This window comes from Pseudomonas sp. GM17 (genome assembly GCF_000282175.2).
Classification (GTDB): Bacteria; Pseudomonadota; Gammaproteobacteria; order Pseudomonadales; family Pseudomonadaceae; genus Aquipseudomonas; species Aquipseudomonas chlororaphis.
Window position 1 is genome coordinate 5,140,393 of sequence record NZ_CP124732.1, and the last position, 19,162, is coordinate 5,159,554.

The 19,162-nt window shown below is 64.9% G+C and carries 16 protein-coding genes and 4 pseudogenes; 13 read left to right on the forward strand and 7 right to left on the reverse strand.

Annotation, left to right across the window (positions count from 1 at the left end):
- Window positions 1-83: 83 nt before the first annotated feature.
- The 3 genes from PMI20_RS22865 (at window position 84) to PMI20_RS22875 (ending at window position 1,168) form a co-directional block, all read left to right on the forward strand.
- A complete protein-coding gene (locus tag PMI20_RS22865) occupies window positions 84-440 on the forward strand; it encodes a hypothetical protein (protein WP_007927233.1) in 357 nt (118 codons plus the stop codon).
- Between the two features lie 242 nt (window positions 441-682).
- Entirely contained in the window at window positions 683-877 is a 195-nt protein-coding gene (locus PMI20_RS22870; protein ID WP_007927235.1) for a hypothetical protein, read from the forward strand.
- Window positions 878-985: 108 nt separating this feature from the next.
- Window positions 986-1,168, forward strand: coding sequence for a hypothetical protein (locus tag PMI20_RS22875; protein WP_007927236.1), 183 nt, complete (start codon window positions 986-988; stop codon window positions 1,166-1,168).
- On the opposite strand, the gene PMI20_RS22880 is transcribed toward PMI20_RS22875, so the two are convergent.
- On the reverse strand, window positions 1,165-2,232 hold the full coding sequence (locus PMI20_RS22880) for an AI-2E family transporter (RefSeq protein ID WP_007927238.1): 1,068 nt from the start codon (window positions 2,230-2,232) through the stop codon (window positions 1,165-1,167). The two genes, PMI20_RS22875 and PMI20_RS22880, sit on opposite strands and share 4 nt — an antisense overlap.
- Window positions 2,233-2,399: 167 nt before the next feature.
- On the opposite strand from PMI20_RS22880, the gene trhP reads away from it, so the two are divergent.
- The 7 genes and pseudogenes from trhP (at window position 2,400) to PMI20_RS22915 (ending at window position 9,230) form a co-directional block, all read left to right on the forward strand.
- A complete protein-coding gene (gene trhP, locus PMI20_RS22885) occupies window positions 2,400-3,737 on the forward strand; it encodes a prephenate-dependent tRNA uridine(34) hydroxylase TrhP (RefSeq protein ID WP_007927240.1) in 1,338 nt (445 codons plus the stop codon).
- 311 nt (window positions 3,738-4,048) lie between these two features.
- Entirely contained in the window at window positions 4,049-4,825 is a 777-nt protein-coding gene (aotJ, locus tag PMI20_RS22890; RefSeq protein ID WP_007927242.1) for an L-arginine-binding protein AotJ, read from the forward strand.
- Window positions 4,826-4,909: 84 nt separating this feature from the next.
- The gene (locus PMI20_RS22895; RefSeq protein ID WP_007927256.1) at window positions 4,910-5,599 is read left to right on the forward strand and encodes an ABC transporter permease; all 690 of its coding nucleotides are present in this window, start codon (window positions 4,910-4,912) and stop codon (window positions 5,597-5,599) included.
- 12 nt (window positions 5,600-5,611) lie between these two features.
- Window positions 5,612-6,310: an ABC transporter permease gene (locus tag PMI20_RS22900; RefSeq protein ID WP_007927258.1), complete on the forward strand. Its 699-nt coding sequence runs from the start codon at window positions 5,612-5,614 to the stop codon at window positions 6,308-6,310.
- Between the two features lie 9 nt (window positions 6,311-6,319).
- A pseudogene (locus PMI20_RS22905) lies at window positions 6,320-7,431 on the forward strand (succinylglutamate desuccinylase/aspartoacylase family protein).
- An 18-nt stretch (window positions 7,432-7,449) separates the two neighbouring features.
- On the forward strand, window positions 7,450-8,214 hold the full coding sequence (locus tag PMI20_RS22910; protein ID WP_007927261.1) for an ABC transporter ATP-binding protein: 765 nt from the start codon (window positions 7,450-7,452) through the stop codon (window positions 8,212-8,214).
- A gap of 108 nt (window positions 8,215-8,322) precedes the next feature.
- Window positions 8,323-9,230, forward strand: a pseudogene (locus PMI20_RS22915) (MurR/RpiR family transcriptional regulator).
- A gap of 186 nt (window positions 9,231-9,416) precedes the next feature.
- On the opposite strand, the gene ctpM reads toward PMI20_RS22915, so the two are convergent.
- Together ctpM and PMI20_RS22925 are read right to left on the reverse strand one after the other, a co-directional pair.
- Window positions 9,417-11,096: a methyl-accepting chemotaxis protein CtpM gene (ctpM, locus tag PMI20_RS22920; RefSeq protein WP_007932949.1), complete on the reverse strand. Its 1,680-nt coding sequence runs from the start codon at window positions 11,094-11,096 to the stop codon at window positions 9,417-9,419.
- A 217-nt stretch (window positions 11,097-11,313) separates the two neighbouring features.
- Window positions 11,314-12,629 (reverse strand): annotated as a pseudogene (locus PMI20_RS22925) (Na+/H+ antiporter family protein).
- A 1,570-nt stretch (window positions 12,630-14,199) separates the two neighbouring features.
- Here PMI20_RS22925 and PMI20_RS31025 point away from each other — a divergent pair.
- Together PMI20_RS31025 and PMI20_RS31030 are read left to right on the forward strand one after the other, a co-directional pair.
- Window positions 14,200-14,346, forward strand: a pseudogene (locus PMI20_RS31025) (HAMP domain-containing protein); the annotation flags it as partial.
- Between the two features lie 102 nt (window positions 14,347-14,448).
- A complete protein-coding gene (locus PMI20_RS31030) occupies window positions 14,449-15,204 on the forward strand; it encodes a methyl-accepting chemotaxis protein (RefSeq protein ID WP_502945122.1) in 756 nt (251 codons plus the stop codon).
- Window positions 15,205-15,314: 110 nt separating this feature from the next.
- Here PMI20_RS31030 and PMI20_RS22935 read toward each other — a convergent pair whose 3' ends face one another.
- From PMI20_RS22935 to PMI20_RS22950, 4 genes are read right to left on the reverse strand one after another with little or no spacing between them, the layout of a single operon-like run.
- Complete coding sequence (locus PMI20_RS22935; RefSeq protein WP_007930559.1) at window positions 15,315-16,631, reverse strand: sensor histidine kinase; 1,317 nt, start codon at window positions 16,629-16,631, stop codon at window positions 15,315-15,317.
- Entirely contained in the window at window positions 16,628-17,296 is a 669-nt protein-coding gene (locus PMI20_RS22940) for a response regulator transcription factor (RefSeq protein WP_007930561.1), read from the reverse strand. The genes PMI20_RS22935 and PMI20_RS22940 overlap by 4 nt, the downstream gene beginning before the upstream one ends.
- Window positions 17,296-17,610: a PepSY domain-containing protein gene (locus PMI20_RS22945; RefSeq protein WP_007930564.1), complete on the reverse strand. Its 315-nt coding sequence runs from the start codon at window positions 17,608-17,610 to the stop codon at window positions 17,296-17,298. The genes PMI20_RS22940 and PMI20_RS22945 overlap by 1 nt, the downstream gene beginning before the upstream one ends.
- Window positions 17,610-17,918, reverse strand: coding sequence for a PepSY domain-containing protein (locus PMI20_RS22950; RefSeq protein ID WP_007930566.1), 309 nt, complete (start codon window positions 17,916-17,918; stop codon window positions 17,610-17,612). The genes PMI20_RS22945 and PMI20_RS22950 overlap by 1 nt, the downstream gene beginning before the upstream one ends.
- A 160-nt stretch (window positions 17,919-18,078) precedes the next feature.
- On the opposite strand from PMI20_RS22950, the gene PMI20_RS22955 reads away from it, so the two are divergent.
- Window positions 18,079-19,158 (forward strand): patatin-like phospholipase family protein, encoded by a 1,080-nt coding sequence (locus PMI20_RS22955; protein ID WP_037035686.1) that lies wholly within the window; start codon window positions 18,079-18,081, stop codon window positions 19,156-19,158.
- The last annotated feature ends 4 nt before the right edge of the window (window positions 19,159-19,162 follow it).

The following is a 19,162-nucleotide window of genomic DNA, read 5'->3' on the forward strand; positions in this document are numbered from 1 at the left end:
AAAAAGCGGTCTTAGAAGTATCCCCGCGACAGTCCTCGCGTCTATTGCAGACCGAGCGCTGGGGTCGGAACCGAGGAATAGCCATGATGCGTAAAATCCCCAAGATAGCCTTGCTCATTGGTGCACTTGCTGTCGCCGGTCAAGCGTCCGCCCACGGTGGCGGTGGTTGGGGTGGCCCGGCGGTAGTCGGTGCGGTGGTCGGCGCCGCGGTAGTGGGTTCGGTGATCGCCAGCCACAGCCGCCCGGTCTACGTGCAACAGCCAGTCTACGTCCAGCCGCAGCCGGTCTATGCCGCGCCGCCACCGGTCTACTACCAGCCACAGCCGGTGTACGTGGAAGGCCCGCCGGTCTATTACCGCCCGGCCCCGGTGTACTACGGCCCACCCCGCGGCTACTACGGCCCGCCCCGCCATTACTACTATGGCCCCGGCCGCTGGTAAGCCAGGCGACCACACACCTACAGGCCCCGCCTTCGCCAGCGGGGCCTGTTGCGTTTTGCCAAACGTCTGAATAAATCTTGCAAAGGTCGTTGCTGGAACAGTTTTTGCGATTCAATCCGGCAATAGTGTTGCCCAACGGCAGCCCGTGCAGGCGAGCCCACGACTGTCATATTTATGTCATGCCAGGTCCGCAAGATCGGATCTGTCCACAAAACAGCCCCATAACAACAAGGACGACTCCCATGCCGACACAGAACCCCCATCACTCCCCCACCCTGGGTACCGCGAGCAAGGTGTACAGCGCCCTGACCGAACTCAAGCACCTGGAAGGCCACCGCAGCGCCAAGTTCCTGGCCTTGCTGGCCGAGCACCTGGTGCGCAAGGGCCTGCTGCACGACCCGGAAGTGGTCTACATGCTCGATCAGGTCGTCGACTGATCGGGCTGGCGCTTTTTTCGCCGGTATCGATGTCCACTATCGAGCGCGGTGATTTTTCGTAGCACCTGCCGGTCCGTAAGGTAACTCCACAGATTGATGGAGGTACTTATGCCCAAGGTTCAGATCATGTCCGTTATCGGTAGCGCCGTTCCCACCTCGCTCAGGGAACTGGGGTTGCTGGCGTGTTGGTACCTGGTGCGCGACGGCGAGCCGGTCAGCGGCCCGCTCACTTCGCTGACCGCCGCCCAGGCCCTGTCGCAAAAGATCGAGCAGCGCGTCCTGCATGCCTAAGGCAACGGCAGCTGTGGCCGCGGCCGGGTATCGACGAACAGGCCCCAGCTGGAGATGAACAGCGCGGCGATCAACGGCCCGATGACAAAGCCGTTCAGGCCGAAGATCGCCAGCCCCCCCAGGGTCGAAATCAGAATCAGGTAGTCCGGCATCCTGGTGTCCTTGCCCACCAGGATCGGGCGCAGCACGTTGTCCACCAGGCCGATCACGAACACCCCGTACAAGCCCAGCAGCACCCCTTGCCAGATCGCCCCGCTGAACAGGAAGTACAGGGCCACCGGGCCCCAGACGATCGCCGCGCCCACCGCCGGCAACAACGACAGCAGGGCCATCAGCACCGCCCACAGCAACGGGCTGGGAATCTCCAGAAACCAGAAGATCAACCCGCCCAGCAGCCCCTGGCTGATCGCCACCAGCACGTTACCCTTCACCGTGGCCCGCACCACCCGATTGAACTTGAGCTGCAGCCGGCGTTTCTGGTGCTCGGCCAACGGCACCGCGATGCGCACCTTGCGTACCAGTTCGGGGCCATCGCGCAAAAAGAAGAACAACAGGTACAGCATCACGAAAAAGCTCACCACGAACTTGAAGGTGCCCTGGCCGACGCTGAACGCCTGGGTGGCGAAGAACTGGCTGCCTTGCAGCGCATTCTTGACGATTTTCTCGCGCACGCTCTCCAGCTCACCCAGGCCGAAACGGTCCAGCAGTTGCTGGAAGTACGGCGGCAGGCTGTGCTTGAACCGGTCCAGGTGACCGGCGATGTCCAGCTTGCCGCTTTCGATGCTCTGGTAGAGGTTGGCGCCCTCCTGCACCAGCAAGGTGCTGATGATCGCCACCGGCAGAATGGCGATGACCAGGCAGATGCTCAGGGTGCACAGGGCGGTCAGGTTGCGTGGCCAACCGAACTTGAGTTGCAGGCGCCGTTGCAGCGGGTCGAACAGGATGCCGAGAATCACCGCCCAGAACACCGGGCCGTAAAAGGGCAGCAGAAGCCAGATAAAGGCGACGGTCACCAGGGTCAGCAGAAGCAACAGGCTTTTGTGTTGCATGAGGTGCTGGTTCATGTCCGCTCCCCGTCAATAAAGTCCAGGACGCCGCAAAGCGCTCCTACAGCGTTAGTCCGCCGGCGTTCGGCCAAGTGCCCTGTTTTATTCGTCGAGCATAGACCCAGATCAATGCCGCCAACCGGCCCTGGCCTTACCCTCGCGACCTTTTGCCATCGACAATCGCCATGACGCCCCTGACCCGCCCCGAACTGCTCGCCCCCGCCGGCACCCTGAAAAACATGCGCTACGCCTTCGCCTATGGCGCCGACGCGGTGTACGCCGGCCAACCGCGCTACAGCCTGCGGGTGCGCAACAACGAATTCGACCACGCCAACCTGGCCCTCGGCATTCGCGAGGCCCAAGCCCAGGGCAAGCGCTTCTACGTGGTGGTCAACATCGCCCCGCACAACGCCAAGCTCAAGACCTTCCTCAAGGATCTGGAGCCGGTGATCGCCATGGCCCCGGACGCGCTGATCATGTCCGACCCGGGGCTGATCATGCTGGTGCGCCGGCACTTCCCGCAGATGCCGATCCACCTGTCGGTGCAGGCCAATACGGTGAACTGGGCCAGCGTCGAGTTCTGGCAGCAACAGGGCCTGAGCCGGATCATCCTGTCCCGCGAGCTGTCCCTGGAAGAGATCGAGGAAATCCGCCAGCAAGTGCCGGCCATGGAGCTCGAGGTATTCGTCCACGGCGCGCTGTGCATGGCCTATTCCGGGCGCTGCCTGCTGTCGGGGTATATGAACAAGCGCGATGCCAACCAGGGCACCTGCACCAATGCCTGCCGCTGGAAATACCAGGCCGAGGCAGCCACGGAGAATACCGTCGGCGAGATCGTCCGGCAGTTCCAGCCGGAACCGACCCTGGGCCTGGGCGCGCCGACCGACCAGGTGTTCCTGCTGCGCGAGGCCAATCGCCCGGACGAAGCGATGCCAGCCTTCGAGGACGAGCACGGCACCTACATCATGAACGCCAAGGATCTGCGCGCGGTGCAGCATGTCGAGCGCCTGACGCGCATGGGCGTGCACTCATTGAAGATCGAGGGCCGCACCAAGTCGCACTTCTATTGCGCCCGCACCACCCAGGTCTATCGCCGGGCCATCGACGACGCGGTGGCCGGCCGCGAGTTCGACCGCAGCCTGATGAACGACCTGGAGTCCCTGGCCCAGCGTGGCTACACCGAAGGTTTCCTGCGCCGCCACGTGCATGACGAGTACCAGAACTACCAGAACGGCAGCTCGGTGTCGGAACGCCAGCAGTTCGTCGGCGAACTCACCGGCGAACGCCGCGACCGGCTGGCGGAAGTCAAGGTGAAGAACCGCTTTGCCCTGGGCGACCATATGGAACTGATGACCCCCAAGGGTAACTTCCACTTCGACCTGCACCAATTGCACAACGTGCGCGGCGAGCCGATCGAGGTCGCGCCGGGGGACGGACACACCGTGTACCTGCCGATCCCGGACGCCGTGGATCTGCGCTTTGCCTTGCTGATGCGCGACGTGACGCCGAACAGCGCGGTGTAATCCTGATTGAGGTGGCGTCGCTGATGACGCCATCGCGGGCAAGCCGGATCGCCGTCCGCTCGCTTCTACACCGCAATAACCCTGCCCCTGCATCACGTACGCCCCCTCCCCCAAATCCATCCCAACAGGCTGCGCCGACCGGTGCGGCCAGATATCCGCACGGGCCATTCTGACATTATTATTTTCACAATATTGATTTATGAAATAATACATGTCATTTATAGCCACACCAAAATCACCAGGACCGAAGCACGCCAGACCGGACGGCTTGTACCCGTACCACCCCAACGCCCCTCCAAGGAGTCAACAATATGAACAAGACAGAACTTCTAGGTGCTCTGGCGCTGTGCGCCGCAAGCTTCCTGGCCCACGCCGACGAAGACCGCCTGCGTATCGGCATCGAAGCCGCCTACCCGCCCTTTTCCTTCAAGACGCCAGAGGGCAACGTCAGTGGTTTCGACTACGACATCGGCAACGCCTTGTGCGCAGAGATGAAGGTGAAATGCGAGTGGGTCATCCAGGAATTCGACGGCATGATCCCGTCGCTCAAGGTGCGCAAGATCGATGCCGTGCTGTCGTCGATGTCGATCACCGAGGACCGGATGAAGTCGGTCGACTTCAGCAAAAAGTACTACCACACGCCGGGCAAGTTCGCGATGAAGGCCGGCAACGTGATCAACGACCCGGTGCAGGACCTCAAGGGCAAGAAAGTCGGCGTGCAACGCTCCTCGACCTACGACCGTTTCGCCACCGAGCAACTGGCCAACGCCGGGATCGAGGTGGTTCGCTATGCCTCGCAGAACGAAGCCTTCCTCGACCTCGCCTCGGGCCGTCTGGACGCCACCCTCGCCGACATCGTCAACACCGACGAGAGCTTTATCAAGACCGCGGCAGGCAAGGGTTTCGCCCTGGTCGGGCCGGACATCAGCGACCCGAACTATTTCGGCAGGGGCGCCGGGATCGCCGTGCGCAAGGGCGATAGCGCCAATGCCGCGCGCCTCAATGCGGCCATCGACGCCATCCGCGCCAACGGCAAGTACCAGCAGGTAATGGCCCGTTACTTCGCATTCGATATCTACGGCGAATAAGCCTGACCCAGGGCCCTGGCGCCGGCCCGTTGCCGGTGCCGCGCCCGCCTTGCGCCTCGCGGCGCTCGCTTGAGGAACTTCATCATGCTCCACGGCTACGGATCGAGCATTCTCGATGGCGCCTGGCTGACCATCAACCTGGCGCTGACCTCCATGACCCTGGCCATTGCCCTGGGCCTGGTCGGCGCGGCCTTTCGCCTGTCGCCGCTGAAATGGCTGGCGATGCTGGGCGAAGGGTATACGACCCTGATTCGCGGGATTCCCGACCTGGTGTTGATCCTGCTGATCTTCTACGGCGGCCAGGATCTGGTGAACCGCCTTGCCCTGGCGCTCGGTTACACCCGCTATTTCGACATCAACCCGTTTATCGCCGGCGTCTGCACCATGGGCTTCATTTTTGGCGCCTATCTCTCGGAGACGTTTCGCGGCGCCTTCATGGCGATCCCCAAGGGCCAGGCCGAGGCCGGCGCGGCTTATGGCATGAATGGCGCCCAGGTGTTCTGGCGAATCCTGGTGCCACAGATGATTCGCTTCGCCATTCCCGGCTTCACCAACAACTGGCTGGTACTGACCAAGTCCACCGCGCTGATTTCGGTGATCGGCCTGCAAGACATGATGTTCAAGGCCAAGAACGCGGCGGACGCCACCCATGAACCCTTCACCTTCTTTCTCGCCGTGGCGGCGCTTTACCTGCTGCTGACCAGCCTGTCGTTGCTGGTGCTGCGTTATCTGGAAAAACACTACTCGGTCGGCCTCAAAGCCGCCGAACTGTGATTGGGAGCCCCCATGATTCTCGACTACCACCTGATCTGGGAGAACCTGCCGCTGTATTTCGGTGGCGTACTGGTGACCCTCAAAGTGCTGCTGATTTCCCTGGCCTGCGGCCTGCTGCTGGCGGTTCCGTTGGCGCTGATGCGGGTGTCCCGCTCGCCGCTGATCAACTTCCCGGCGTGGCTCTACACCTACGTGATCCGCGGCACGCCGATGCTGGTGCAGCTGTTCCTGATCTACTACGGCCTGGCCCAGTTCGAAGCGGTACGCCAGAGCCTGCTCTGGCCTTACCTCTCCAGCGCCACCTTCTGTGCCTGCCTGGCCTTCGCGCTCAACACCGGCGCCTATAGCGCCGAACTGCTGGCCGGCAGCCTGAAGGCCACGGCCCACGGCGAGATCGAGGCCGCCAGGGCCATGGGCATGTCGCGCCTGACCCTGTACCGGCGCATTCTCCTGCCCTCGGCCTTGCGCCGGGCGCTGCCGCAGTACAGCAACGAAGTGCTGATGATGCTGCAAACCACCAGCCTGGCCTCCATCGTCACCCTCGTCGACATCACCGGTGCAGCGCGCACCGTCAGTTCGCGCTTCTACCTGCCGTTCGAGGCGTTCATCACCGCCGGGCTCATCTACCTGGTCCTGACTTTCATCCTGGTCCGCCTGTTCAAGCTCGCCGAGCGCCGCTGGCTGGCGTACCTGGCACCGCGCAAGCACTGAGGAGCTGTTATGGAACACATTCAATACCGCTTGCCCTGGAGCGCTTCGGGCACCGAACGCCAGCTGACGCTGTTTCGTTTCGGCAGCGGGCCGCGCAAGGCCTACATCCAGGCATCCCTGCACGCCGACGAGCTACCGGGCATGCGGGTGGCCGTCGAACTCAAGCGGCGCCTGCTCGAACTGGAAGAACAAGGCCGCCTGACGGGGGTGATCGAGCTGGTGCCGATGGCCAACCCGATCGGCATCGCCCAGATGTTCCAGGCCACCCACCAAGGCCGCTTCGAGTTCGGCAGCGGCAAGAACTTCAATCGCGATTTCCCGGAGCTGACCGAGGCCGTGACGCCGTTGCTGGAAGGCCGGCTGGGCGACGACGCCAGCGCCAACATCGCGCTGATCCGCCGCGCCCTGCTCGATGCCCTGGCAGACATGCCGGCGCCGGCCTCGGAACTCGACGGCCTGCGCCGCCTGTTGTTGCAGCATGCCTGCGATGCCGATGTGGTGCTGGACCTGCACTGCGACTTCGAGTCGGTGATGCTGCTGTACGCCATGCCGCAGAACTGGCCACACCTGCGCTCTCTGGCCGCGCGCCTGTACGCAGGGGCCGCCCTGCTGGCCGAGGCCGCGGGCGGCAGCGCCTTCGATGAAGCCTGCGCGATCCCCTGGCTACAGTTGGCCGAGCGCTTTCCGGCGGCCGATATTCCGCTGGCGTGCGTGGCCACTACCATCGAGTTGCGCGGCATGGCCGACACCGAGCGCGAGCCCTGCGCCGACAGCGCCCAGGCCATTCTCGGCTACCTCGCCGACCAGGGCCTGATCAGCGGCGGCTGGCCGCCAGCGCCACCGTGCATCTGCGAAGCGACGCCCTTCGCCGGCGCGCAGTACGCCTATGCGCCGCACCCGGGGGTGGTGAGTTTTCTGCAACCCCTGGGGCCCGGGTCAAGGTCGGCGACCCGCTGTTCGAGGTCATCGACCCGCTGACCGATCACCACAGCCTGGTGCGCGCCGAGACCAACGGCATCCTTTATGCCCGCGAGCGCCTGCGTTTTGCCCAACCCGGTCTGTGGCTGGCCAAGGTGGCCGGCAATACCCCCATCCGCCAGGGTCGCCTGCTCAGCGACTGACTCCAGAGAATCGCAACCATGTACAAACTTGAAATTCAGGACCTGCACAAAAGCTACGGCGCGCACCAGGTGCTCAAGGGTGTGTCCCTGCAGGCGAAAGCCGGCGATGTGATCAGCCTCATCGGCTCCAGCGGTTCCGGCAAAAGCACCTTCCTGCGCTGCATCAACCTGCTGGAGCAGCCCAGCGCAGGCAGCATCGTGCTCAATGGCGAACCCCTCGAACTGCGCGCCAGTAAACTCGGCAGCCTCAAGGCGGCCGACCCCAGGCAGTTGCAACGCATGCGTTCGCGGCTGTCGATGGTGTTCCAGCACTTCAACCTGTGGTCGCACATGAGCGCCCTGGAAAACGTCATGGAAGCACCGGTGCATGTGCTGGGCCTGAGCAAGCAGGAGGCCCGGGAAAAGGCCGGGCACTACCTGGACAAGGTCGGCGTGGCGCACCGTATGGACGCCTGGCCGGCCCATATGTCGGGCGGCGAGCAGCAGCGCGTGGCGATTGCCCGGGCGCTGGCCATGGAACCGGAAGTGATGCTGTTCGACGAGCCGACTTCGGCACTCGACCCGGAACTGGTCGGCGACGTGCTCAAGGTGATGCAGGACCTCGCCCAGGAAGGCCGGACCATGGTCGTGGTGACCCACGAAATGGGTTTTGCCCGCGAGGTTTCGAACCAGTTGGTATTCCTCCACCAGGGCCTGGTCGAAGAACGCGGCGAGCCGCGCGAAGTGCTGGCCAGGCCCCAGTCCGAACGCCTGCGGCAGTTCCTCGCCGGCAGCCTGAAATAACCCGACGCGGCGCCCCCTGGCCTGGCGCTGCACGCCAGGGGGCGGCTTCGGATACACTCCGCCAACCTTGTGCCCCTCCTCCCATCCTCAGGACATGTTGAGCCGGATATGCCGACCCCACTGAAAGACACCACGGTCTATGCCGCGCCGGTGATGCGCAAACTGGCACAAATCGTTGCCGACCTGCCGCCGTCGCTGCGCAAGGTCGCGGACTTTATCCTGCGCCATCCGTTGAAGGCCGCGACGCTGACCATCGAGGAGATGGCCCACGCAACCTCGACCTCGCCGGCGGCGGTCAACCGGCTGGCCAAGACCCTCGACCTCGGCGGCTACACCGGCATGAAGGCCGAGCTGGTGACGACGCTGCAGCAAATGGTCTCGCCGGTCGACAAGCTGCGCAACGAACTGGCCCATCGTCCCGGTGGCGCCTTCGGCCTGCACGAGCAGATCCAGAGCGCCAGCAGCAACCTCGCCATGGCGGCGACCAACAATCATGCCCAGACCTTCGACGCCTTCGTCACCAGCCTGGTCCAGGCGCGCAAGATCTACATCCTGGGCTTTGGCAACAGCGTCTACTTCGCCGGCCTCGCCGCCTCGACCCTGATGCCTTTCTGTGCCGACGCCACCGCCATCAGCATGGAGGGCGGCAACGAAAATGCCGCCTACCGCCTGGCCGCGATCACCGATCAGGACGTATTGCTGGCCATCTCCCTGCCGCGCTACTCCCTCGATACCCTGCAACTCGCCCGTTTCGCCAACGAACGCGGCGCCTCAGTGCTGGCCATCACCGATTCGCCCGCCTCGCCGCTGGCCAGCATTGCCGAACATGTGCTGTTCGCCCCGCCGACCATCCGGTGATGACCAGCTCCAACATCGCGGTGCTGGCCCTGATCGAAGGCTTGGTGGCCGGGGTGATGGCGCGCAACAAGGAAGCGGTCAAGCTGGCGACCGAGCTGACCGAAAGCGTGATGTCCTACCTGCATATCCCGGGCAGCGGCAAACCGCGCAAGCCGTGAGGCGGTTTTTATCGGGCTACAGGGGCTGGCTCGATGTGAATGCCTGACAGCCCCTGTAGCCGCTGCCGCAGGCTGCGATCGGCTCCGAAGGAGCCGTGCTCTTGAGGGCCTCGTAAGGTCCTGCGGGTCGAGCGCGACCCCGGCCTATCGCAGCCTGCGGCAGCGGCTACAAGAGAGCCTCCAGCGTCAAATGCGGAACTGCCCCACCAGCTTGCCCAGGCGCTGGCCGAGGTCGGCCAGGCTGCGTGAGGTCTGGGCGCCGAGCTGGGTTTCGTCGGCGACGCTGTCCACCGCCACCGCGATCTGGTGCACGCTGCGGTTGATCTCTTCGGCCACCGCGGTCTGTTCTTCCGCGGCACTGGCGATCTGCGCGTTCATCGAGTTGATGGTGCCGATCAGTTGCGCCATGGCATCCAGCGAAGCCCCCGCCTCGTTGGCCTGGTGCGAAGTGCCGTCGCCGGCATCGCTGGAGCGGCGCATGGCCTCCACGGCAGTGCGCGTGCCCTGTTGCAGGCGGTCGATCATGCCCTGGATTTCCTGGGTGCTCTGCTGGGTGCGGCTGGCCAGCGCCCTGACCTCGTCGGCCACCACCGCGAAGCCACGCCCGGCCTCACCGGCCCGCGCCGCCTCGATGGCGGCGTTGAGGGCCAGCAGGTTGGTCTGCTCGGCGATGGAACGGATCACGTCGAGCACGCTGACAATCGACGCCACGTCCTTCTGCAGGCTGTCCAGGGAGGTGCCGCTGCTGCGGATATCGCTGACCAGCGCGTGAATCTGCTGGATGCTGCCATCCACCACGCGCTTGGCCGCCTGGCCTTCCTCGTCGGTCTGCTGCGCCGCCACGGCCGCGCCCTGGGCACTGCGCGCCACTTCCTGGGCCGCCGACGACATTTGATTGATCGCCGTGGCCACCTGATCGGTCTCGTGACGCTGGCGCTCCATGGCCTGCTCGGAGCGCTGGGCCTGTTCGGACACCTGGGTCACCAGGCCGGTGAGTTGGCCGGTCATCTCGGTGATCTGCCGCACCAGGCCGTGGATCTTGTCGACGAAACGGTTGAAGGAACTGGCCAGGTCGCCCAGCTCGTCCTGGCTGGTGATGGCCAGGCGGCGGGTCAGGTCGCCTTCGCCGGCGGCGATATCGTCGAGGTTGAGCTTCATCAGGTTCAGCGGCCGCAGGATGGTGTTGGCTACCAGCAGGCCGATGGCGGCGATCACCAGCAGCACCACCACGGCGATGCCGATGATGCTCAGGACCATGCCCCGCATGCGCTGGTTGACGCTGGCCTCGACCTCGGCCACCTGGGCGTCGATGCCGTCCAGGTTCACCGAGGAGCCGACAATCAGGTCCCACTTGGGCAGGTATTCGGTGTAGCCCAGCTTCGGCACCAGCACGTCGCTGCCCGGCTGGGTCGAGCTGTACTGCACATAATGCGTGCCGTCCTTGCCGACCTTGACCAGCTCGCGGTTGACGTACACGCCGTTGGGGTCGCGGTTGTCCTTGAAGCTCTTGCCGACGCCGTCCGGGCTGTTGCCCTTGAACAGGCGCACCGTCTCGGAGTCGTAGCCGAAGAAGTAACCGTCCTTGCCGTAGGTGATGTTCGACAGCAGCTTCACCACTTGGGCGCGGGCCGCGGTATCGCCGGGCGCCGCCGCATCGTAGAGCGGCTTGACGGTGCTCAGGGCCACCTCCACATAGCTTTGCAGCGTGGTCTTGGCCTCGCCGAGCAGGCGCTGCCGGGTCTCGTCCACCTCGTTCTGCGCCTGCTCCTTGAGCATGACGACCGTGGTCAGGCTGATCACCAGCGCAAACAACAGGACCGGGAGGACCGCGAGGGACAGGACTTTGCCCTTCAGACTTAAGCGCATAGGAGGTTCACTCTTGATGTTGTTGGCGTGATACAGCCTTAACGGCACGCCGCCACAAAAGTTGAGCCCGGCAGGAAGATGAACGGAATCTGCGGACGCGCAGCGCCCTTGAGATCTTTCGCGAGCAAGCTTCGCTCCTACAGATATCTGATGCTTCTGTAGGAGCGAAGCTTGCTCGCGATAGGAACAACGCGCTGCAACTGAACCCCCCGCGGGCTCAGAGCACCATGGCGGCCACCCAGCCGAACGCCAGCAGCGGCAGGTTGTAGTGCAGGAAGGTCGGGACCACGGTGTCCCAGATGTGGTGATGCTGGCCGTCGATGTTCAGGCCGGAGGTCGGGCCCAGGGTCGAGTCCGAGGCCGGCGAGCCGGCGTCGCCCAATGCGCCGGCGGTGCCGACGATGCAGACGATGGCCAGCGGGCTGAAGCCCAGCTGCACGCACAGCGGCACGAAGATGGTCGCCAGGATCGGCACAGTGGAGAACGACGAGCCGATGCCCATGGTCACCAGCAACCCCACCAGCAGCATCAGCAAGGCACCCACGCCCTTGCTGTGGCCGATCCAGCTGGCCGAGGACTCCACCAGGCTTTTCACCTCGCCGGTGGCCTTCATCACTTCGGCGAAACCGGCGGCGGCGATCATGATGAAGCCGATCATCGCCATCATCTTCATACCTTCGGTGAACAGGTCGTCGGTCTCGCGCCAGCGCACGATGCCCGACACCGAGAAGATCAGGAAGCCGGACAGCGCGCCGATAATCATCGAGTCCAGCAGCAGCTGGATGACAAAGGCCGCAACAATCGCCAGGCCCGCCACCAACAGCGTGCGCGGGTTGTATTGCACCGTTACCTGCTCGACTTTCTCGATCAGTTCCAGGTCATACACGCGCTTCTTGCGGTAGCTGACAAAGGCCAGCAGCAGGCCGAAGACCATGCCCAGCGCCGGAATGCCCATGGCGTGGGTGACATTGATGTTGCTGATGTCCACACCGCTGCGGGCGACGTTGGCTAGCAGGATCTCGTTGAGGAAGATGTTGCCGAACCCCACCGGCAGGAACATGTACGGGGTGATCAGGCCGAAGGTGATGACGCAGGCGATCAACCGTCGGTCCAACTGCAGTTTGCTCAGCACATACAACAGCGGCGGCACCAGCAGCGGGATGAAGGCGATATGGATCGGCAGGATGTTCTGCGAGGCGATCGCCACCACCCACAACAGGCCGATCAGCAGCCATTTGACGTTGCCGCCGCCGTTGGCGTCCTGGCGGTCCACCAGCAGCAGGATCTTGTCCGCCAGGGCGTGGGCCAGGCCGGACTTGGCGATCGCCACCGCAAAGGCGCCGAGCAAGGCGTAAGACAGGGCCACCGTCGCCCCGCCGCCGAGGCCGTTATTGAAAGCCTTGAGCGTCGCCTCGATGCCCAGGCCACCGGTCAGCCCTCCCACCAGCGCGCCTACGATCAGCGCGATCACCACATGCACGCGGACAGGCTGAGGACCAGCATGACGCCAACCGCGGCAATTACTGCATTAATCATCGTTACCTCATGGCACTGCGGCGGGAAAACGCCGCAAAAGGAATGAGTCCGGCCAGAGGGCAACCATTGCCGACGCCGGATTGAAAAAGGAGGGTCTTATTAGAGGGCGCGCACTTTGCAGCAGCGGGCAACGCTTGTCAAAACCGGCGGGCATTCGCTGCCCGACCGACTACCGCCTGCGCCGGCAGCTCCGCCATCACTTGTAGCCGCTGGCGCAGCCTGCGATCGGCCGCGCAGCGGACGCCGGGCTGAGGATCGAGTCTTCCAGGCCAGTCGCATTGCGTGCCTTTGCGAGTGCTGCGCACTCGATCGCAGCCTGCGGCAGCGGCTACAGGGAGCGGCATTCGAACGAGCGTTTAAAGAAGGCCGTTCTTCAGCCGATACGCTGCAAAGTCTCAAATAAATATCGAATAAGGACGTCTCCATGTCGCTCAGACAACTTTCCATCCAGTGGAAAATCACCCTGCTCGCCGGCCTCTGCCTGGCCGCTGTAGTGACCCTGCTGGTGGGGCTTTCGCTGTACCGCATGGAGCACAGCTCCGCCCTGGTGAAAGCCTCGAGCATGGAGATGCTCAACGAAGCCGCCCAGGCCCGCATCGAGGCCCAGGGCGAGGTCCAGGCGCTGGGCATCCGCCAGCAATTCATGGACGCCTATCAATACGGCCACGGCTTCTCGCGCCAGGTGCTGTTCCTGCGCGAGCAGGCCGAGAAGCGCTTCCTCGATGCCTTCGACCTGCGCGAGGACCTGACCCGCCAGGTGAAGTCGGCGCTGCAGGCCAACCCCGACCTGCTCGGCCTGTCGCTGGTGTTCGAAGCCAACGCGCTGGACGGCAAGGACGAACTCTTCAGCGACCAGAACGAACTGGGCAGCAACGACAAGGGCCGCTTCGCCCTGTACTGGTCGCAGCCGACCCCGGGCAAGCTGACCTCCATGGCGCTGCCGGAAAGCGACATGAGCGACACCACCACCGGCCCCAGCGGCCAGCCGGCCAACGCCTGGTTCACCTGCCCGCGTAGCACCCTCAAGCCTTGTGTGATCGAGCCTTACTTCTATGTGATCGACGGCCAGAACGTGCTGATGACCAGCATCGTGTTCCCGCTGCTGGTGAACGGCAAAGTCATCGCCTCGCTGTCGGTGGACATCAACCTCAACAGCCTGCAATCGGTCAGCCAGCAAGCGAGCAAAGAGCTCTACGACGGCCAGACCATGGTCAGCATCATCAGCCCGGTCGGCCTGCTCGCCGGCTACAGCGCCGACGCCAGCAAGCTCAGCCAGCGCCTGGACCAACTGGACAAAACCAACGGTGGCGAACTGATCCGCCTGCTGTCGGCCAGCACCCAGACCCAGAGCCTGCACAACGACAACGCCCTGAAAGTGCTCGCGCCCTTCACCCCGATTCCCGGCGGCAAGCCCTGGGGCGTGCTGCTGCAAGTGCCGGAGCGGGTCCTGGTGGGCCCGGCCGAAGCCCTGAAGAACCAGCTGGACCAGAGCAATAAAGCCGGCACCCTGGTCGAACTGGGCCTGGGCCTGCTGGCCGCGGTGCTCGGCCTGCTGCTGGTGTGGCTGATGGCGCGCAGCGTGACCCGGCCGATCCTCGGCGTGGCGCACATGCTGGAAGACATCGCCAGCGGCGAAGGCGACCTGACCCGGCGCCTGGCCTACGACAAGAAAGACGAACTGGGCCAGCTGGCCGGCTGGTTCAACCGCTTCCTCGACAAGCTGCAACCGATCATCGCCGAGGTGAAACGCTCGGTGCAGGACGCCCGCGGCACCGCCGACCAGTCCTCGGCCATCGCCACCCAGACCAGCGCCGGCATGGAGCAGCAGTATCACCAGGTCGACCAGGTGGCCACCGCTTCCCATGAGATGAGCGCCACCGCCCAGGACGTCGCCCGCAGCGCGGCCCAGGCCGCGCAGGCCGCCCGCGATGCCGACCAGGCCACGCGCCAGGGCCTGAGCGTGATCGACCGCACCACCGCGAGCATCGATCACCTGGCGGCCGATATGAGCACCGCCATGACCCAGGTCGAAGGCCTGGCCGCCAACAGTGAAAAGATTGGCTCGGTGCTGGAAGTGATTCGCGCCATCGCCGAGCAGACCAACCTGCTGGCCCTCAACGCCGCCATCGAGGCCGCCCGCGCCGGCGAGGCCGGGCGTGGTTTCGCGGTGGTCGCCGACGAAGTGCGCAACCTCGCCCGGCGCACCCAGGAATCGGTGGAGGAAACCCGCCAGGTCATAGAGCAGCTGCAAAGCGGCACCCAGGAAGTAGTCGGCTCGATGGGCAACAGCCATCGCCAGGCCCAGGGCAGCGTCGAGCAGGTCGGCCAGGCGGTCACCGCCCTGCGGCAGATCGGCGACGCGGTGACGGTGATCAGCGACATGAACCTGCAGATTGCCAGTGCCGCCGAAGAGCAAAGCGCGGTGGCCGAGGAGATCAACAACAACGTGGCGACCATTCGCGACGTCACCGAATCGCTGTCGGAGCAGGCCAACGAATCGGCGCGGGTCAGCCAGTCGCTGAACAGCCTGGCCAACCAGCAGCAGAGCCTGATGGACCAGTTCCGGGTCTGACGCCCCTCATCGCGAGCAAGCTCGCTCCTAAAGGGACGGCGCCGTCAGTGTAGGAGCGAGCTTGCTCGCGATAGCGACCCACCTGTCATCGCCAGGCTCGGGGGCAACCGCTACTGGCGCCCAGGCAACTCGATCAACACCCGCAGGCCGCCCTGCGGGCTTTCCAGCAAGCGCAGCACCCCACCCCAGCTCTCGACGATATCGCGCACGATGCCCAGGCCCAGGCCGTGGCCGTCGGTCTGTTCGTCCAGGCGCGTGCCACGGCTGAACACCTGGCTGCGCTGTTCCTCGGGAATCCCCGGCCCGTCGTCGTCCACCGCCAGGCCATAACCCTCGGCGGTCTGCCACACGCTCAGCGCCACTTCGGCATCGGCCCACTTGCAAGCGTTGTCCAGCAGGTTGCCCAGCAGTTCCAGCAGGTCTTCCCGGTCCCAGGGCAGTTGCAGGCCGGGGGCCGCCTGATAGCTCAGGTCCAGGTGCTCGCCATGGATCATGCTCAGGGTCGCCAGCAGCCCCGGCAGCTCGGCGTCGCAATCGAACAGCGCGCCGGGCAAGGCATCGCCGGCCAGGCGCGCGCGGTTCAACTCGCGGTTGAGCCGCTGCTGCACCTGCTCCAACTGCTCCTCGAGCAACTGGCGCAGCTCCGGGTGCGCCTGCAACTTGGGGTTGGACGCCAGGCTCAGCAGCACCGCCAGCGGGGTCTTCAGCGCGTGCCCGAGGTTGCCCAGGGCATTGCGCGAACGCTTCAGGCTGTCTTCGGTATGGGCCAGCAAATGGTTGATCTGCGCCACCAGCGGTTCCAGCTCCAGCGGCACCTGCTCGTCCAGTTGCGAACGCTGGCCGCGCTGCAATTGGGCGATCTGCTCGCGGGCCTGCTCCAGCGGGCGCAAGGCGCGGCGCACGGTGACCCGCTGCAGGATCAGGATCAGCAGCAGGCCGGCCAGGCCCAGGCCCAAGCCCACCTGTTGCATGCGCAGGAAGCTCTCGCGCACCGGGGTGTAGTCCTGGGCCACGCTGATGGAAATCGATTGCCCGAGGCGCCGGTAGTCGGTGCGCAGCACCAGCAGGCGCTGGCCTTCCGGCCCCAGTTGCAGGTTGCTGTGCAGTCCGGTCTGTGCCAGTGCAGGCAGGTCCTGGTCCCACAGCGAGCGGGAGCGCCAGTGCACGTCATCGAAGTCGATGCGAAAGTAATGCCCGGAAAACGGCCGCTGATAAGCCGGCGACAACCGCCGCTCGTCCAGCTGCAAACCCTGGGGGCCCCGGACCAGCGCCACCAGCAGGCTTTCGCTGTCATTGCGCAAGCCGGCTTCCAGGTAGCGTTGCAAGCCCATCTCGAACAGCCACAGGCTGGTCTGCGCCAGCACCAGGCCGACAATCACCATCACACTGATCAGGCCCAGGCTCAGGCGGCGCTGGATCGACCTCACTGGGCGTTCCCGCCGAACAGGTAGCCCTGGCCGCGGCGGGTTTCGATCACGCTGCGCCCGAGCTTGCGCCGCAGGTGGTTGACGTGGACTTCCAGCACGTTGGAATCGCGCTCGGTCTCACCGTCGTAGAGGTGTTCGGCCAAATGGCTTTTCGAGAGGATCTGCTCCGGGTGCAGCATGAAATAGCGCAGCAGGCGGAACTCAGCGGCGGTCAGCTGGATGTCCACGCCGTCGCGCAGCACGCACTGGCGGCCTTCGTCGAGGTGCAGCCCGGCGGCCTGCAATGTCGGCTGGTTGGCCTGGCCATGGGAACGGCGCAGCAGCGCCTGGATGCGCAGGTGCAATTCTTCCGGGTGGAAGGGTTTGGTCAGGTAGTCGTCGGCACCGGCCTTCAGGCCTTCGATGCGCTCGGCCCAGGACCCGCGGGCGGTGAGGATCAGCACCGGGGTCGCCAGGCCGCCGGCGCGCCATTTGGCCAGCACTTCCAGGCCCGGCACCCCCGGCAGGCCGAGGTCGAGCACGATCAGGTCGTAGGGCTCGCTGGCGCCCTGGTACAGCGCGTCACGGCCATCGGCCAGCCAGTCCACGGCGTAGCCCTGGCGGTTGAGCCCGGCCAGCAGTTCGTCGGCCAGGGAGACGTGGTCTTCCACCAGGAGCAGGCGCATCAGTCATCTTCCTTGTCTTTCAGTAAGCGGCCGGTGGTGGCCTCCAGGTCCAGCTCGCGGACCACGCCCTCGGCGGTCAGCAGCTCGACTTCATAGATGTAGACGTCGTGTTTTTCTTCCAGCTCGGCTTCCAGCAACTTGGCCCCGGGGTAACGGTCCAGGGCCTGCTGCAGCAATTGCTCCAGCGGCAGGATCACCCCTTGCTGGCGCAGGCGCAGGGCTTCGTCCTGGTCCAGGTCGCGGGCCAGCGCCACCGAGCAAAAAGCCAGAAGCGCCAGGGCCACCCTGCTGCCGGCGCGTAGATTCACCTTCATTACGTATCCTGATGATCCTTGAGCACCTGGCCGCTCACTGCGTCCAATTCCAGGTCCCACTCAACCCCTTGAGGGTCGCGCATCTCGATCTGGTAGATGTACTTGCCGTACTCCTCTTCCAGCTCGGTTTCGGTGATGGTCGCGCCCGGGTGCTTGGCCAATGCCGTGGCATTGAGTTTTTCAAAGGACACAATGGTACCAGCGTCGCGCAGTCTCAGGGCCTCGTCGGGCCCCAGGTCGCGGGCATGGGCCAGGCTGGCGGTCATGCCGATGAGGGTCGCGGTGAACAGGGCAGTCAGGGTTTTCATGGGGTGTCTCCGAATTTCTCGTTATGTGTTGCTACGGGGCTCACGATAGCCGGTCGAACTTAATTGAAACTGAATGGCCATCATCGGCGCCGCGCAGGTTTCATTCGGCGCCGCGGGCCCGAACTTTTATACTCGGCTGTCGCTCGAGATTGAGGCCGGTATGACCGCTATCCACATCAAGTTCCCCGCCCTGACCCTCAAGGCCGGCCCACGCGCCCTGGCGCGCATTCGCGCCAACGGCCTGAGCGCGGCCGAAGTCGGCACCCTGCCCGGCGCCGCCGGCGGGCCGAAAGCCCTGGGCATCCAGGGGCTGGACCTGGCGCTGTTCGGCGAATGGCTGCCAGCGGCGCCACGGGAACGTTCGCTGATTGGCGCCTCGGTGGGTTCCTGGCGCTTCGCCAGCGCCTGCCTGCCGGACGCCGCCGAAGGCATCCGCCGCCTGGGCCAGCTGTACAACGCCCAGAGTTTCGCCAAGGGCGTGAGCATGGCGCAGATCAGCCAGAGCTCGCAGCGCATGCTGCACGAGCTGCTCGACGGCCGCGACGCGAGCATTCTCGACAACCCGCACTACCGGCTGAACATCATGGTGGTGAAAAGCCACGGCCTGCTCGCCGACGACCATCGCGGGCGGCTGGGCCTGGGGCTGTCCTCGGTGATCGCCGACAACCTGCGTGGTCGCGCGCGCCTGGCGCGGCACTTCGAACGCCTGGTGCTGCATGACCCGCGCCTGGCGCCACCGCTGCATGCCCTCGACGACTTCCCCTCGCGCTTCGTGCCGCTGGACACCGGCAACCTGCGCCAGGCCCTGCTGGCCTCGGGTTCGATCCCGATGGTCATGCAAGGCGTGCGCGACCTGCCCGGGGCCGGGGCCGGCACCTTCCGCGACGGCGGCCTGCTGGACTACCACCTCGACCTGCCCTACAGCGGCGACGATATCGTGCTCTACCCGCACTTCACCGACCGGGTGATTCCCGGCTGGTTCGACAAGACCCTGCCCTGGCGCCGCGGCAACCCGGGCCGTTTGCAGGACGTATTGCTGCTGGCACCGTCGAAGGAATACCTGGCGCGCCTGCCCTACGGCAAACTGCCGGACCGCAACGACTTCAAGCGCTTCATGGGCGACGACGCCAGCCGCCAGAAATACTGGCGCAGCGCGATGGACGAAAGCCGGCGCCTGGGCGACGAGTTCCTTGAGCTGGCCGGTAGCGGTCGTCTCGGCGAACAGCTATTGACCCTTTAGTCAG

Coding starts and splice junctions, on each gene's coding strand:
- PMI20_RS22865 (WP_007927233.1), top strand. CDS start 84: ATGATGCGTAAAATCCCCAAGATAGCCTTGCTCATTGGTGCACTTGCT.
- PMI20_RS22870 (WP_007927235.1), top strand. CDS start 683: ATGCCGACACAGAACCCCCATCACTCCCCCACCCTGGGTACCGCGAGC.
- PMI20_RS22875 (WP_007927236.1), top strand. CDS start 986: ATGCCCAAGGTTCAGATCATGTCCGTTATCGGTAGCGCCGTTCCCACC.
- PMI20_RS22880 (WP_007927238.1), bottom strand. CDS start 2,232: ATGAACCAGCACCTCATGCAACACAAAAGCCTGTTGCTTCTGCTGACC.
- trhP (WP_007927240.1), top strand. CDS start 2,400: ATGACGCCCCTGACCCGCCCCGAACTGCTCGCCCCCGCCGGCACCCTG.
- aotJ (WP_007927242.1), top strand. CDS start 4,049: ATGAACAAGACAGAACTTCTAGGTGCTCTGGCGCTGTGCGCCGCAAGC.
- PMI20_RS22895 (WP_007927256.1), top strand. CDS start 4,910: ATGCTCCACGGCTACGGATCGAGCATTCTCGATGGCGCCTGGCTGACC.
- PMI20_RS22900 (WP_007927258.1), top strand. CDS start 5,612: ATGATTCTCGACTACCACCTGATCTGGGAGAACCTGCCGCTGTATTTC.
- PMI20_RS22910 (WP_007927261.1), top strand. CDS start 7,450: ATGTACAAACTTGAAATTCAGGACCTGCACAAAAGCTACGGCGCGCAC.
- ctpM (WP_007932949.1), bottom strand. CDS start 11,096: ATGCGCTTAAGTCTGAAGGGCAAAGTCCTGTCCCTCGCGGTCCTCCCG.
- PMI20_RS31030 (WP_502945122.1), top strand. CDS start 14,449: ATGGAGCAGCAGTATCACCAGGTCGACCAGGTGGCCACCGCTTCCCAT.
- PMI20_RS22940 (WP_007930561.1), bottom strand. CDS start 17,296: ATGCGCCTGCTCCTGGTGGAAGACCACGTCTCCCTGGCCGACGAACTG.
- PMI20_RS22945 (WP_007930564.1), bottom strand. CDS start 17,610: ATGAAGGTGAATCTACGCGCCGGCAGCAGGGTGGCCCTGGCGCTTCTG.
- PMI20_RS22950 (WP_007930566.1), bottom strand. CDS start 17,918: ATGAAAACCCTGACTGCCCTGTTCACCGCGACCCTCATCGGCATGACC.
- PMI20_RS22955 (WP_037035686.1), top strand. CDS start 18,079: ATGACCGCTATCCACATCAAGTTCCCCGCCCTGACCCTCAAGGCCGGC.